This is a genomic window from Stenotrophomonas sp. CS3K5 (assembly GCF_059515225.1).
This window is the reverse complement of record NZ_JCAKRX010000002.1, coordinates 209,634-224,270: the sequence shown is the minus strand read 5'-3', so window position 1 is coordinate 224,270 and position 14,637 is coordinate 209,634. Positions and strand designations below refer to the sequence as shown.

The 14,637-nt window shown below is 67.9% G+C and carries 14 protein-coding genes; 1 reads left to right on the top strand and 13 read right to left on the bottom strand.

From position 1 onward, the window contains the following. Window positions 1-66: 66 nt before the first annotated feature. The 9 genes from AC5YGJ_RS03585 to AC5YGJ_RS03545 form a co-directional block, all read right to left on the bottom strand. The gene (locus AC5YGJ_RS03585) at window positions 67-696 is read right to left on the bottom strand and encodes an ATPase (RefSeq protein WP_496185742.1); all 630 of its coding nucleotides are present in this window, start codon (window positions 694-696) and stop codon (window positions 67-69) included. A gap of 3 nt (window positions 697-699) precedes the next feature. Beyond that, entirely contained in the window at window positions 700-1,041 is a 342-nt protein-coding gene (locus tag AC5YGJ_RS03580) for a type II toxin-antitoxin system prevent-host-death family antitoxin (protein WP_107230701.1), read from the bottom strand. Window positions 1,042-1,122: 81 nt separating this feature from the next. Further along, window positions 1,123-2,709: a PAS domain-containing sensor histidine kinase gene (locus AC5YGJ_RS03575; RefSeq protein ID WP_496185741.1), complete on the bottom strand. Its 1,587-nt coding sequence runs from the start codon at window positions 2,707-2,709 to the stop codon at window positions 1,123-1,125. A gap of 9 nt (window positions 2,710-2,718) precedes the next feature. Then, complete coding sequence (locus tag AC5YGJ_RS03570; RefSeq protein WP_496185740.1) at window positions 2,719-3,123, bottom strand: response regulator; 405 nt, start codon at window positions 3,121-3,123, stop codon at window positions 2,719-2,721. A gap of 132 nt (window positions 3,124-3,255) precedes the next feature. Then, window positions 3,256-4,710, bottom strand: coding sequence for a surface lipoprotein assembly modifier (locus tag AC5YGJ_RS03565; protein WP_496185739.1), 1,455 nt, complete (start codon window positions 4,708-4,710; stop codon window positions 3,256-3,258). A 90-nt stretch (window positions 4,711-4,800) separates the two neighbouring features. Beyond that, window positions 4,801-5,565 (bottom strand): Slam-dependent surface lipoprotein, encoded by a 765-nt coding sequence (locus AC5YGJ_RS03560; protein WP_496185738.1) that lies wholly within the window; start codon window positions 5,563-5,565, stop codon window positions 4,801-4,803. 54 nt (window positions 5,566-5,619) lie between these two features. Continuing rightward, window positions 5,620-8,742, bottom strand: a complete 3,123-nt coding sequence (locus tag AC5YGJ_RS03555; protein ID WP_496185737.1) for a TonB-dependent receptor — start codon at window positions 8,740-8,742, stop codon at window positions 5,620-5,622. Between the two features lie 179 nt (window positions 8,743-8,921). Then, complete coding sequence (locus AC5YGJ_RS03550; protein ID WP_309341019.1) at window positions 8,922-9,878, bottom strand: FecR family protein; 957 nt, start codon at window positions 9,876-9,878, stop codon at window positions 8,922-8,924. Between the two features lie 82 nt (window positions 9,879-9,960). Continuing rightward, window positions 9,961-10,464 (bottom strand): RNA polymerase sigma factor, encoded by a 504-nt coding sequence (locus AC5YGJ_RS03545; RefSeq protein WP_496185736.1) that lies wholly within the window; start codon window positions 10,462-10,464, stop codon window positions 9,961-9,963. 335 nt (window positions 10,465-10,799) lie between these two features. Between AC5YGJ_RS03545 and AC5YGJ_RS03540 the strand changes: the two genes are divergently transcribed. Further along, window positions 10,800-11,198, top strand: coding sequence for an OsmC family protein (locus AC5YGJ_RS03540; protein ID WP_496185735.1), 399 nt, complete (start codon window positions 10,800-10,802; stop codon window positions 11,196-11,198). Between the two features lie 94 nt (window positions 11,199-11,292). Here the strand turns inward: AC5YGJ_RS03540 and AC5YGJ_RS03535 are convergent, their stop codons facing one another. From AC5YGJ_RS03535 to AC5YGJ_RS03520, 4 genes are all read right to left on the bottom strand, one after another. Continuing rightward, window positions 11,293-11,622, bottom strand: coding sequence for a hypothetical protein (locus AC5YGJ_RS03535; RefSeq protein ID WP_049409507.1), 330 nt, complete (start codon window positions 11,620-11,622; stop codon window positions 11,293-11,295). Between the two features lie 98 nt (window positions 11,623-11,720). Continuing rightward, window positions 11,721-13,466, bottom strand: coding sequence for a putative porin (locus tag AC5YGJ_RS03530; RefSeq protein ID WP_249843857.1), 1,746 nt, complete (start codon window positions 13,464-13,466; stop codon window positions 11,721-11,723). 42 nt (window positions 13,467-13,508) lie between these two features. Then, a complete protein-coding gene (tolA, locus tag AC5YGJ_RS03525; RefSeq protein WP_496185734.1) occupies window positions 13,509-14,174 on the bottom strand; it encodes a cell envelope integrity protein TolA in 666 nt (221 codons plus the stop codon). A 39-nt stretch (window positions 14,175-14,213) separates the two neighbouring features. Next, the gene (locus tag AC5YGJ_RS03520; protein ID WP_496185733.1) at window positions 14,214-14,627 is read right to left on the bottom strand and encodes an ExbD/TolR family protein; all 414 of its coding nucleotides are present in this window, start codon (window positions 14,625-14,627) and stop codon (window positions 14,214-14,216) included. Window positions 14,628-14,637 lie beyond the last annotated feature (10 nt).

The window sequence follows — 14,637 nt, the reverse complement described above, 5'->3', positions numbered from 1 at the left end:
CAAGCGTGCGAACCCAGGTTCGCACTCACCAGAGCGCTTGGCTGCACCCACCACACTTCCCTGCGGTCAGTCGTGCGCGCTGTTCAATTCCATGGCGCGCATCACGATGGGCTTGGCCCAGTCCGGGGTGTGCAGCAGCTCAGCCACGGACTCCGGGTACTGCAGCCGCCCGTGTTCCATCGCCAGCACCGGCAGCGGCTCGACGCAGCCTTCGGCGTCGGCCGGGGCGCTGTTGTCGTAGACGTGCAGCTCGGCCAGATACGGCAGCAGATCCAGCAGGTTCTCGCGTGCCGAATCGAAGCGGGCGTGGATCTTCTCCACGGGGATATCGTGGCCGCCCGCCGCCACCCGCGCGGCGACACGGGCGATGTGCAGCTCTACGGTTGCCAGGCCGCAGAACCAGATGGCCACCTGGTGGTGATCGCAGGCCTCGCGCAGCAGGCGCGGAATGGTGTTGCCGCCCAGCGTGGTTTCGAACGCGAAGTCGCTGCCCTCGGCCATGGCCTGGCGCAGCCGCCGGGTGCCTTCCTGCCACGCCTCGGCGTTGGCCTCGGCCAACGGCCAGCCGGCCTCGACCAGGCGACGGGTGAAGCTGTCGGGGTTGAACCAGGCCAGGCCGTCGGCTTCCAGCCAGGTGCCCAGCAGCGAACTCTTGCCGGCGCCATTGACGCCGGCCAGTACCAGGATCCGCCCCATCGGTCAGAGCGGGCGGCCGAGGGCCACCTTGCGGCCGCGGCGGATCGGCTTGCCCAGCACCTTGCCCAGGCCCTGGCCGCGCTGCAGCCCGGCCAGGGTCTGGTCGAACTCGGTGCGCAGGCGCAGCAGTTCCTCGCTGCGCTCATCGGCATCGCCACCGGCGGCCTTGGCCAGCAGTTCCTGGTAGGTGCGGATGTCCACGATCACCGCTTCGGGGTGGTTGTGGTTGGTGATGACCAGCGCCTGCTTCTCGCGCACGGTACGCATCAGGCTCGGCCAGCCACGGGTCTTCACCGACGAGGCAGGGGCCTTTTCCAGGCCAGGCAGGTCCAGCGGAAGGGTCATGGCACGGCTCCAGGCGGGAACGATTGAGCCCATTATGCCCAATTTGGCCAAATTGGGGATAAATGCCCCATTCCCCCTGCCTCAGCCCCCAGACCGGGCCTGCGGGGCGTCGGTCTGCAGCAGGCTGCCGCGTTCCCGCAAGGGGAAGCCGATGCGGGCATCCAGGCCCTGCGGCCCGAAGCGCAACTGGCCGCTGCCGGCCAGCTCGTACGGCACCCGCTGCTCGATCAGAGCCCGGCCCAGGCCACGCTGGCGCGGCAGCGCCCAGCCCTCCACCTCGGCATGGCGCTCGCACCAGTGCAGTTCCAGCCAGGGCTCACCCTGCCGCTCCTGCAGCCGCCAGCTCACCTGGATGCGGCCGTCTTCATGGGCCAGCGCACCGTGCCGCAGCGCATTGCTGGCCAGCTCGTGGATGGCCAGGGACAACACTTCGGCCGCCTTTGGCGGCAGCAGCACATCCTCGCCCTGCAGCTGGCAGGCCGCCGCCGCAGGCACCTGCGCGGCGATCTCCTGCTCCAGCATGCCGCGCAGGCAGACGCCGGCGTTGGCACCGCGGGTGAGCAGGCTCTGCGTGCGCGCCAGCGACATCAGGCGCCCACACAGCCGGTCGGCATACTCATCCACGCTGCCGACCGATTCGCGGGTGCGCCAGGCGATGGCATGGATGGTGGACATGATGTTGCGTACCCGGTGCTGCAGCTCGGCCAGCAGCACCGACTGGCGCTCGGTTGCGCGCTTGAGATCGTCGATGTCCACGGCGATGGCAAACACGCCGCTGACCTCACCGTCTGCATCACGCAGCGGCGCGGCCGCGACCCGTGTCCAAAGGGTGCGGCCATCATCATGCAGGAACTGGAACTCCAGCCCCGGCACCACAGTTTCGCCGCGCATTGCCCGCGCAATGGCGAAATCCTGCGGTTCGATCGGTGTGCCATCGGCATGCCAGCCACGCCAGCGGTACTGGTTGGCGGTGTCGGCCGAGGGCACCTTGCCGGTGGGCAGGTAGGCACGCATCTGATCGTTGGTCAACTGTATGTGGCCCTGCAGATCGACGATGCACAGGCCCACCGGCAGTACCTTGAAGGCCAGTTCCAGGCGCCGTTCGCTCTCGCGCCGGCGCTGCTCCTCGCGTTCGCGCGCCGCCAGCGCCTGATGCGCGGCGGTGGTCTCGAACAGGGTCACCAGCACCCCACAGATGCGCCCTTCCCCGCCACGGATCGGGCTGCAGGTCAGGGTGAACCAGCGGTCCTCCAAACGGCCCTGCCGCGCCAGCGGAAAGCGCTTGTCCTCGAAGGTGAGTGTTTCGCCCTGCCAGACGCGCGTGTAGAGCGGGCCATTGATGTGCCACACCTCCGGCCAGCATTCGCGGGCTGGCTGGCCGAGCCCCGCAGGGTGGCGGTCGGCCAGGATCTCGGCATAGCCATCGTTGTACAGCTGCACCAGCTGTTCGCCCCACAGCACGATCATCGGGAAGCCGTGGGCGAGCATCAGATCGACCGTTGCGCGCAGATGCGGCGGCCAGTGCTCGATGGCGCCCAGCGGCGTGCTGGACCATTCGTGCTGGGCAATGCGTGCGGCCATGCCGTCGCGGCGCGCGCGCCGATGCAGCGGTGCGGGCATCGACGCCCGCAGGCCGTCGATATGTATGTCATCGCTACGGCGTGCCATGCGCTGCGATCAACGCACGCCCGCAGGCACCTGCGGAGCTGCCACCAACCCGGCCAGCTGCTGGACCAACGCCTCGATGTGGTAAGGCTTGGTGCAGCGCGGCGCCGCCGCGAAGCGGCTGGGCAGATTGTCGTCGTAACCGGAGGTGAGCAGGAACGGCGTGCCGGCTTCGACCAGGCGATCTGCCAAGGGATAGACCTGTTCACCTCCCAGGTTGATGTCAAGCAGGGCCACGTCGATGGGGTGGGTATCGACCAGCTGTCCCAGCGCCTGCAGATCACCGGCCGGCCCGACCACCTGCGCCCCTTTCAGTTCCAGGTAGTCCACCAGGAACATCGCGATGGCGAACTCATCCTCCGCCACCAGCACACGCAGCCCTTTCAACCCGTCCGCTGTGTTCCCTGCATCCCGCACGCGCCGCACTCCTCGGTACCCGCGGCCTGTCGCGCCGCAACGTGGGCAGGATGCGCGAACTGGACTACAAGGGCGCGTGACGACCGACGAAGATCACGCCCACGGCGCATTCACTCAAGGCACGCAGACAGCTCAGAACGCACGCTCCCACTTCAGGCTGAACAGGCTGCGGTCATGGCTGTACAGCCAGCCGACGTTGCTGTCGATACGGGCATAGCGCAGGCTCAGGCTCGGCACCAGGCCCGCCACGGCCAAGCGCTCGCTGCGCACGATGGCGATCAGGTTCTGTTCGTCGTCCTGTCGGCGCGCCTCCAGCAGCGGGCTCCAGGCGTGGTAGTCACGTTGGCGCAGCGAAACGAACACGGTGGCGGTGGTGCCGCTCCACTGGCGTGCCGCGCCCAGCCGCACGCCGCGCTGGCGGTAACCGTTGGCGTCGGCGGCGGCATGACTGTCGGTCAGGTCCACGCCGGCAAACGCGGTCCAACGCGGGTTTAGCGCGCCGAACCAGGTCGCATACAGCGCGGCCAGCTCACCATCGTAGTTGTCGGCCAGGCCCGGCTGCCGATAGCGCTGGCGCTTCCAGTCGGCCTCCAGTTTCAGCAGGCTGCGGGCATCGAGTGCGTACTGCCACTCGCCATGCACGCCGCTGCCGCCCTGCAGGGCGTGGTTGCCCAATGCCTGGTAGTCGTAGCTGGGCGCCAGCAGCACGGTGTGCCGCGCACTGCGCCAGCTGTACCCCGCCTGCACACTGGTGTTGAGTTCGTTGTAGGCGCTGTGCCCGCGCCACACTTGGCCGAACGCGAGCCCACGCACGTACAGGCCATGGTGGCCGGCCAGCGCCCAGCGCCGCTCCAGGCTGGCATCGTAATCCAGGCCGACGGCGTGCTGCGCCTTCGGCAGTGTGCGTTCGATGATGCAGTTGTCGCCCACGCCGAACAGGCAGGTGCGGCTGGCCGAGCTGCGGTTGATGTTGTCGCTCCAGGCAGGCCCGGCCGCGAGCGCGCCTTTCCAGCGCTGGCGCGCCTGCAACGCGGCCAGATAACCATCGACCCGTGCGCGCACGCCGGCAGTGGCCGGATCGTCGCTGTCGATGCCGGCCGCGATCGCCGCGAACAACGCCGCCGCCTCACGGTCGCGCTGGTCCTCGGCGTAGACGCGCGCCAGTTCAAGCCGGGCCGGCAGGAAGTCCGGCTGCGCCTCCAGCAGGGCTTCATACTCGCGTGCGGCACCGCGATGGTCACCGGCCACGCGGGCCAGCGCGCCCTGTGCGTAGTGGCGCAGCAACGGGTCGTGCCCGGGCAGTTCGATGTACTCGCTCAGGAACGCTGCGGCGGCCTGCCATTGCTGGTGCTGCAACGACAGGTACAGGGCCTGGCCGAGGTCGTCGATGGTGCGCTCCACGCGCATCGTCTGGCCGTCGATGGTGATGGTCGGGCGCTGTGATTCAGCCTGTTGCAGGCGCTGCTGGTCCTGCTGCTGATGGCGCAGTTCGCTGCCCTGTTCAAGCACACGACGCAGATCGTCCTGCTGGGCGCGCACATCGGCGGCGGCCAGCAGCAGGACGAGAAGGAAGATGGGATGGCGCATGGTCGATCCGTGATGATGCATGCAGCGGGCCGAAGCAGGGACTGGCGGATCGCGGCTTGTCCCTGCCCTGCCCCGTCAAGGGCGTGGCGATCAGTTCTTGCTGCCGCCGAAGGCGGTGTCGTACTGGCTGTTGCCGGCGAAGGTAGCGATGCCGGCCAGGGTGGCGGCGTTGGCGCCGAAGAACTGGCCTTGGGTGGTGCCGGTGACCGAGCCGTTGGCGGTGGCCGAGCCGGCGAACGAGGCGTTGGCGCTGTTGATGGAGGCATTGACCGCAACCGACAGGCCGCCGCCGCTGATGCCACCGGCCAGCGTGCCGTTGCCGAAGTTGGCGCGGAAGGTACCTGACAGCAGGTTGCTGCCGTTGAACTTGTTCAGGCCCGCCACGCTGTAGGTGGCCACGCCGGCCGGCAGCGTGGTGCCGGTGCGGTCACCGACGAAGTAGACCTGGCGGTTGTTGAAGCCACCGGCGGCGCCAGCCTTGGACCACTCGCCGAACCACACATCGCCGCTGCCGACCTTGACGAAGTTGAAGTGGCCCATGCCCGAGTGGCTGCCCGGCGCGCCGGTGATCGGCATGGCCAGGGTGCGCACGGTGGTGCCGTTGACCGTGGTCGGCACCGAGTAGGCCGACAGGCCCTGGAAGTCGACACGGCGGGCGCCGGAAACGGTGCCGACGCCGATACCGGCCTTGCCGGCCGAGTGCGGGCCACCGTTGACCTGGGAATCGCCGACGGCCACATACAGCTCGGCGTCGGTCACCGGGCTGGCGGCACCGACGATATCGGCAGCCTGCGCGGCACCGGCCAGGGCAAAGGTGACTGCAACGGCAAGCACCGAACGGGAGATCATCTTCATGGTATTGCTCCTTGGGTTGTGGGAACTACGGGTGAAACACTTGAACGCGGAAGGTCAGAAGCGCGCGGTGACGCCGAGCTTGATCGTGCGGCCCGGCGCCGGCAGCGTGGAGCGGGTGGCCGGGTCGACGTAGTAGCGGTTGCCGATGTTGCTGCCGACCAGCTCCACGCTGGCGTGCTCGGTGAAGCGCCAGCGCGCATAGGCATCGACGGTGGTGATGTTGCCCCAGGTGAACGGCACGTTCTGCCAGAGCAGGCTGCTGCCGCCGGCCAGCAGTCGGTCGCGGTAGGCCTGCAGGTCCGGGTTGTCGTGGCGCCGGTAGTGCACGATGCGGCTGCCCAGCTCCAACCGCTCATCGAACAGGCGGGTGCCCAGCGACAGGTTCACCGACAGTTTCGGAATGGCCTGGGTCAGCAGGTAGCCACCGACGAAACCATCCTGCACGCAGTTCGGAACCAGTCCACGGTTGGCATCGAGCAGCACCGCGGTGCTTTCGTCGCACACTTCATTTTCCAGCGTGCGCGCGATGCCCAGGTCGGTGAAATAGCGGCGGTTGTCGAAGCGCGCCTGCAGCTCGATGCCGCGGATGGTCTGCTTGTCGATGTTGTCGAACAGGAAGTACGCATCACGCTCGATCACATCGCGGGTCTTGTGCACGTAGTAGGACAGCTTGACGTCGGCGTCGGCGGTGTTGCCGAAGAGTGCGGACAGGTTGTGCACGTAGGCCAGCTCGTAGTTGTAGGCGTGTTCCGGCTTGAGCGCATGCAGCGGGTTGAGACTGCTGGAGAAGGCGATGGTGCTTTCGAACATGCTCGGGAAGCGCACCGCCTCGCTGTAGCGCAGGTAGACACGTGCGGCCGGCGACAGGTTTACCGTAGCCGAGAAGCTGGGCAGCCAGGCATGGTCACGAAGGCGTTCGTTGCGCCCGTCCACCGGTCGCGACTGCAGGGTGCTGCCGATGCTGCAGACCAGGTCGCTGCCCGCGTAGAGCGGCAACGCACCGGGAATGCCCGCCACCTGGCCATTGAGGCAGGGGTTGGTGGCACGGCTGTAGTTGCCATCGGCATCGGGCTGCCAGGCGATGCGGTGCTCCACCGCCTGGGGGGTTTCGTAGTAGGCCAGCAGGCCACGCAGCGAATCATCGACGAACCAGCCCATGCCGATGCTTTCCCAGAACTCGCGCTCGGATTCCAGCGCATCGATCTGCGCCTGCAGGCTGGCCGGGCGTTCGGGCAGCTCGTTGGTCCGGTAGGTTGCTTCCTTGCTGCCCACGCCCTTGGTCAGCAGCTCCGGATGCGCCTGCAGGAAGTCGTCGAACGCCCAGTAGCGGCTGTAGCGCACTCCCGCATTGAGGGTGAGGAACTCGAACGGGCGCCATTCCAGGTTGAGGTAGCCCTCGCCTTCCTGGCGGCGGCCGGCACGCGGGAACATGCGCCAACCATCGGAAGGACCGAAGTACGGGTCACGCGAGCCTAGCTTTTCGTACTGCCAGTTGCCGCCCACGGTCAGATCCAGGGTGGAATGCAGGGCGAAACGGTTGCTCAGGGTCAGGCCGGTGCGGTCGTTGCGCGCATTGGCAAGCGCGGTGTTGCGCAGGATCGGGCTGGCGTCCGGGTTCCAGGCCGGGTTGCCCGGCGCGAAGTTCGGAAAACCGCCTGCGGTGTAGGTGTCGCTGTCGGTCTCGGTGCGCCACAGGTTGGCGTACAGGTCCAGCCAACGGCTGCCGGCTGGCTGGAAGCGGTATTCCAGGTTCCAGGCATCGGAGGCGACGCGGCTGAGCGGCCACTGGATGCGGCCGTAGTCCGGCGCCGACAGGATGCGCGAGGGCATGATCTCGCCATAGTGCGACAGCGTTCGCCGCCATGTGGCCTTCAGCTGCTGGTCGTCGTTGATCTGCCAAGTGCCCTTGAGCAGCCACGATTCCTGTTCGCTGGAAGTGTTGGGCACCTCATCACCGGGCTTGAAGTAGCGCGCCAACGTGGTGATGTAGTCGATGCCCTGGTACTCGTACTGCTCGCGCGGGTCCTGGTCGTAGTAGGCGCTACCCTTGCTGCCGGAGAAGTAGTTGCCACGCTTGCGCCAGGCATAGGCCGCCATCAGGTCGACGGTGTCGCCACGGTAGCCGAGCGCCAGGCGCCAGGCCTGGTCCTCACCGTCGAAGGGACTGTTGCCACTGCGCGACTTCACCGGCACCACCAGGGTGCGGTCGTCATAGGGCGAGGCCGGCGAGCCCTGCGGGAAGCCGGATACCGTGCGGTAGTCTTCGCCGGTGTGCAGGCGTGGCAGGCGCGGCGCCACTGCATTGCTGCTGCCTTCGATCTTCAGCTCCCCGCCGAAGCGCTCGCCGGCGGCCACGATGTCATCGACATCGATGGTCTTGATCACCAGCGCACCGCCGATCCCGCTGTGCACATCGCGCACCAGCCCTGGCCCCTTGATGACCTGGATGCCACCAATCAGGTTGGGATCGATGTAGTTGCGGTTGCTGACCCCGTTGTAGCCGCGCCAGACGGTGAGCGCCTGTTCGCCACCATCGATGCTGACCGGCACCCGCCCCGGCCCCTGGATGCCACGGATGTTGATGTCCAGCGCGCCGCTGTTGCGTGCGTCGCCACTGAACACACCGACCAGATCCTTGACCACGTCGGCCGGATTGGAGCCGCGATAGCGCTCCACCCGGTCACGCCCCGAGTACGCCGTGGTCAGGTCGAGCGCGAACACATCATCGTAGCCACGCCGATCGCGGGCCTCGCCCCCCTCCGCTTGCAGGCGACCGGCCACGTCCAGTGTGTCGGTCACCCGCACCCCCTCCCCCTCGGTTGCCTCCGCAGCCGCGCGCAGGCTCCAGGTGCCATCGATGCCGCGCTGCGCGCGCACCCCGCTGCCGCGCAGCAGCTGCTGCAGGGCCTGCATCTGGCTGTACTCGCCGTTCACCGCGCTGGAGCGGCGGCCTTCCACCAGATCGCTGCGGAACACCACCTGCACGTCGGCCTGGCGACCGAACGCCCGCACCGCGTCGGCCAAGGGTTGATCCGGAATGGCGTACGTGCGCAACGGCGCGACGACCGCCGGTTGCGCCTGCGCGCTCGGCACCCAGGCCATCGGCAGCAGTGCGGTGGAGATGGCCAGGGCCAGAACGGTGGCGCGACGGTGACAGGCAGATGCCGTAGACGGCATGGACAGGAACTCCTCAAGCGGGGCGGAACCACGGGCAGATCCGCTGCCGGCGGTGGGTCTGGCTTGAGGAGAAACGGTGTTTCGCTCTGGCTATACCTATATAGACAGCGGGGTGTGGCGGCTGCCCACGGTTTTTTCATGTTTTTTCATGCGGCCGATTCGTCCACGCTCCGCCCCAATCACCACAGCACCATGGCACCGCCTGGCAGGCGCTGCACACGCAGGCCGGCCTGCGCGGCCACGGCATCGATGGCGGTCTCCGGCTGCTGCACATGGAACAGGCCGCTGACCCGCACCTGCGCACCCTGCCCGCCCAACACCCACACCGGTGCACGGCGATAACGCGCCAGATCGGCGATGGCCAGCGCGGCAGGGCGATCATCGATGGCCAGTTCGCCACGGCGCCAGGGCGCGATGTCCTCCGGCACACGCTGCTGCACCGGCAGCAGCCAACGGCCGTCACGGAACGTCCGCGCCTGCCCGGCGTGCAGGCGCTGAGCGCTGCCGTCGCCCGGACGCACCTCGACCACGCCTTCGCTGACCTCGGTACTGACGCTGTGGCCGTGCAGGGACACGCTGAACGCCGTGCCGATATCGTGGACCTGGCCGCCACCGGCCTCGACCCGGAACGGCCGCGATTCATGCGCCACCTGGAACCAGGCCTGGCCGCGCAGCAGGCGCAGGCGGCGCTGCCCACCGTCGAAGTCCAGCGCCAGCGCGGTGCCCGCATCCAGCACGGCGGTACTGCCGTCATCCAGCTGCACCACACGTGGGGCGTCGCTGCTGCGCAGGTCACTGCGCGCCAGCAACAACGCGTGCGGTGCCGCTGCGACCATCAGGACCACCGCAGCCGCGCTGGCCAGCAGCCAGGGCAGCCGACGACGCGACGCGATCGCGCGCAGGCCCCGGTCATCGGCAGTCAGCGCCGGCAGCGCCGCCAGCACATCGGGCCCGGCGGCATCGAGCCGCTGCCAGAACGCCTGTTGCTGGCGCCAGGCCTGTGCATGCTGTGGATCAGCCTGCAGCCAGCGCTGCAGGGCTCGTTGCTGGCGATCGGGCAGCGGGCCTGCACTGCACCGTATCACCCAGCGCAACGCCTGCCTGGCCTGACGCGGCGAGGGTTCGGACGTGATCATGGTTGTGGCCTGCCGCACCACGAACGGGTGCGCCTTCCTGTTGTGACAACGGCGGGGGCCATCTGCCCACGGCAATCTTGGTTCATGGGCGTGCTCCCTGCTGGTGCTGCTGGATCAGCAGCGCCGCGCGCAGCACGTACTTGCCGACCACGCTCTTGGAAATGCCCAGGCGGGCGGCGATCTCGCGCTCGCTCAGGCCCAGGTAACGGTTGAGCACGAAGCACTCGCGCACCTGCGCCGGCAAGGCAAGGATGGTCCGGGTGATCTCGCGCAGCTGGGCCTGGTCCAGCGCGTGGGCTTCGCCATCGTGGCCGGCATCGGCCATGTCAACGGCGTACTCGGCCATCGCACGCCGCTCGCGGGCGTCGGCCTGGCTGCGGTTGAGCGCGTGGTGGTAGGCCATCCGGTACAGGTAGCCGCGCGGCTCCAGGATCGGCGGATCGCCGGGCACGCTGCTGGCCTTCAGGTACAGGTTCTGCAGGGTGTCCTCGGTACTGGCCGGGTCGAGGTAGCGTGCGATGAAGCGTGACAACGCACGGCGCTCGCGGATCAGCAGTTCGACCAGCGCCAGGGCATTGGGAGACATAGGTGCCAAGGCCGGACCGGGGAATGATGGGCGTGATGGCGACGGTCCGGAGGTGGATTGTGGGCCGCGCGGCCGCAGGCGGCAAGCAACGCCTTGTAGAGCCGAGCCCATGCTCGGCTGTTGTACGCCAACGGCAGCCGAGCATGGCTCGGCTCTACAGTGGATCCACGCCACGCATGGATGGGGGCCTACGGCTCGTCCAACGCTTCGAAACGCTCGACGAGTCAATCGGTCAACGCGCCACTGGCTGCACGGCCGGCATCCAGTTCTCGTACGATCGTACCGAGTGAGCGCCGTCGAGCACGGCTCGACGCTACAGACAGAAGGAGACCCCGATGGCTTACGCACGCGTTGTTTCGACCGCCGACAATTACCTGCACCACATCAGCAATGGCAGCTTCGATGTGGACGCGGACGAGCCCGCCTCACTGGGCGGCCAGGGCAAGGGCTTCGCGCCCTTTGATCTGTACCTGGCTTCGCTGGCGGCCTGTACGGCCATCACCCTGCGCATGTACGCACAGCGCAAGGGCTGGGACCTTGGCGAGTTCCATGCCGAACTGCGCTCGGAGCGCGACGCCGACGGACGCTTCCACGTGCACCGCGTGCTGCACGCCAGCGCCGAACTGAGCGATGCGCAATGGCAGCGCTTGCTGGAGGTGGTGGAGAAGACGCCGGTGACGCTGGTGATGCGTGAGGGTGCGCGCATCACCAGTGAGCGCGGGGCGACCGCGTAGCCCCATCCACGCATGGCGTGGATCCACTGTAGAGCCGAGCCCATGCTCGGCTCCGCAGCATGCCGCCGGGCATGGGCTCGGCTCTACAGGCCGCTCAGCGCCGTGAGTGCAGCACGGTGCGCTGGCGCATGGCGTTGAATTCCTGTTCCACCTGCTGGATGTCCTCGGCCTGGAAGCCGGCCGCATCCAGCAGCTGATCGGCCGCCGCAGCTGCCAGCGGATCGTCGTCACGCTGGCGCCAGCAGCGCGCCGGCAGGAAATAGCCCACTTCGCTGCGCCCGCGCATGATCACCACCGGCCGGCCCGCATACAGCAGGAACTCCGCCAGGTGCTGGCGCAGGCCCTCCACCGAGACGTAGGCCGGGCCGATGCCCAGCGACTGGCTGGACGGCTCGGGACTCTCGAACAGTTTGCGACGGCTCATCCACTCCTCCTTTTGAACAACGCGTGGTCTCCTCTCCTTAGACGGGCGCATCGCTGCGCCCCCGCCACGTGCCACGTGACCGCCATCACGCCCGCTGTCTAGAACCCGGTGTTGAACTCCAGCTGGAAAACATCGATCGACAGCGGCGCACCGGACACCTCCTTGGCCGCCATCCACTTGCCGCTGATCCAGCTGCGCGCATCCAGCGCGTAAGCGCCGCCCACGTAGTAGCCGCGCGCATTGGTGCCACCCAGGTGGAAGTTCGGATCGTTGTAGGCATCGGGCAGCGCGTCGGCCTCGATCCGCTTGTAACCCAGCAGCGCCTGCCACTGGCCCTTCTCCCTCAACTCGGTGGCGCCGAAGGTGGCCTGCAGCATCCACGCGGTATCGCCACTGCGGAAGGTATCGATACTGGCGGCACCGCCGGCACCGTAGTTGTTGACGATGCCATTGTTGGCGCGGTTGAACATCGCCTGCTTGTCGTAGGCAAGATTGCGGATATAGTCGCCGTCCAGGCGCAGTCCGACGCCCTGCGCCAGCTGCGTATCCCAGCGCAGGTTCAGCGTGGCCAGGCGGAATGCCGACGCCAGACCGACGTACTGCGGGGTGGGCGTGTTGGCCGGATCCAGTGGGTTGCGCGCGATGTCGCGGATCAGCATCAGGGTGTTGCCCTTCTGCATGAACGCCGGTCGCGACCAGTCGGTATCGCAGCCGTCGGCGCCGGCATACAGCAGGCACGGTGAGGACAGCCGGCCGCTGATGTTCTTGAAATCGTAGTAGCCGACTGCGGCGCGCAGGGCATTGTCTTCATTGAAGCGCCAGTTCACGCCCACCTGCGCGCCCGACAGCCACTTGTTCTCGTTGGGTGTCTTCACCTGGTTGCGGTTCGGCGCATTGTCGGAGGTGTACTCCAGCGGGACCACCGCAAGATTGCCGAACACATCGAGATCACCGCCGTCGAAGTCGTACTTCAGGTTGGCGGCCAGCCCATCGAAGTTCAGATCGTTGGAGAACAGCGTGTCGCTGGTCCAGAACGGGTTGCCGAAGCGACCACCCCGCACCGTCACCCAGTCGGTCGGGCTGTAGGCCAGCCACGCCTGGTCCAGCCACACGTCCTTCTTGCTCAGGCCGCCGCCCAGCTGTTCGGTGGTCGATACCGGGCCGTTGCTGCTGCCGCTGGCCAGGCGTACGCCGGCGGTGGTGTGCTGGCCGATGGTCGCCTCGATACCCAGGCGGGCGCGGATGCGCCACAGGTTGCGGCGGTCCTGGCGGGTGTTGAGCAGCGGCGGCAGCTGCAGGTTGGTGTTGGTGTTGGTATCGAAGCCGCTGCCGGAGTTGATCGCCGCCCAGTTGCTCACGATGTCGCTGTTGCGCTCGGAGTAGAACCGCGATTCGCTGCGCACGCGCATGTCACCGGTAACCTTGATCCGCTTGGTCCACTCGGCCACCTCGTTGGGTGCTGCCCAGCCTTCCGACTTCGCCTGGGCCATCACCTCCTGGCGCACTTCATCGCGGATGCCATCGCGCACGCTCTGCGGCACATAGGGCACGCGTACATCGCCGGCCTCCAGCGCCACGCCGCCGCTGGCGGGGGCTCCACTGGTGGCTGCAGTGCGTTGTGCCGCAGCGGCTTCAGCCTCAGCCTGCACCAGCAGTGCCTGGCCGTCTTCCGGCTTCAGCGCACCGCTGGCGATCAGCCCCTTGATCAGCTTGACCATGGTGGTCTCGGCGGCCATCGCACCAGCCGGGGCGGCCAGGCTGAGCAGCACGGCGCAGCACAGCAGCGCCCGTCGGGCCGGCCGCGGGCGGCGGGAGTCGGTACGTGCGCGGTGGTGGTCGTTCATCACGGTTCTCATCGAAAGAAGGGAAATCACGGAAGTCGGGAATCAGGCGCCGGGACGGCGGCCCTGGATCAGCACGCGTGCGGGGAAATCGAGCGAGGGCGGCGGCGCCTGGTCGACCTTGCCGATGCGGCGCAGGGCGTCGAGCACGGCCGCGTCGGCCTCCTCGTTGCCACTGCCGCGCACCAGCTCGACCTTTTCCAGGCGGCCGTCCGCGCCCAACCAGACATTCACCTGCAGCTGGAACGCCAGCCGCTTGACCTTGTCGTCGCGCGAGATCGCCTGCTGCATGAGGTAACCGAGGTAGCGACCATAGGTGGCATTGCCGGCGCCACCGCGGCCGACGCCGGATGAACCGCCGCCACTGCCGGACTGGATGCCGAAGTTGTCACCGCCGGCCTGCGCGTCGGCGTTCATCGTCACCGGGTCGGCGTTGTCCGGCGTCGGCGTGGGCTCTTCAGCCGGCGTCGGCTGATCCAGCGGTTCCGGCTCGGGCATCGTTTCTTCCGGCGGTGTCTCCGGTTCCGGCGGCCTCTCCGGCGGCGGCGGTGGCGGCGGAGGGGGTGGCGGCAGCGCCAGCATTGGCGGCTGCACCACTGGCCGGCGCGTGCTGGCGGTGTCCTTGAACAGCAGCCACCACACCGCGATGCCAAGCACCAGCAACGCGACCAGCACCAGCGCGACGGTCACCAGCAGCTGGCGACCGCGCATGCCGGGCTCTGGCCGAGGGGGTTGATGGGCGGTCATGCCTCAGCCCTGTGCCTTGCCGGTGACCAGGCCGACCTGGGCCAGCTCCAGCCGGCGCAGCAGGTCCAGCACCTCGACCACGCGGGCGTACTGCACCTGTGCATCGCCGCGCACGATCACCGGAAAATCCGGCGCGGTCGCGCGCTCGGTGCGCAGGCGGTCCTCCAGCTCGGCCATCGTCACCGGGTACGCATCCAGAAACACCTGGCCGCTGGGGTCGATGGTGATCGCCTTGGTCTTGGGCTTCTCCAGTGCCACGCTGTTGCTGGCCTTCGGCAGGTTCACCTCGATGCCGGGAATGGAGGCGTTGCTGGTCAGGATGAAGATCACCAGCACCACCAGCAGCACATCGACGAAGGGCGTCACGTTGATGCCCTTCTCGCGCTTCTTGATGCCGAACTTCGCCTTCTGGCCCATGGCGCGCCCC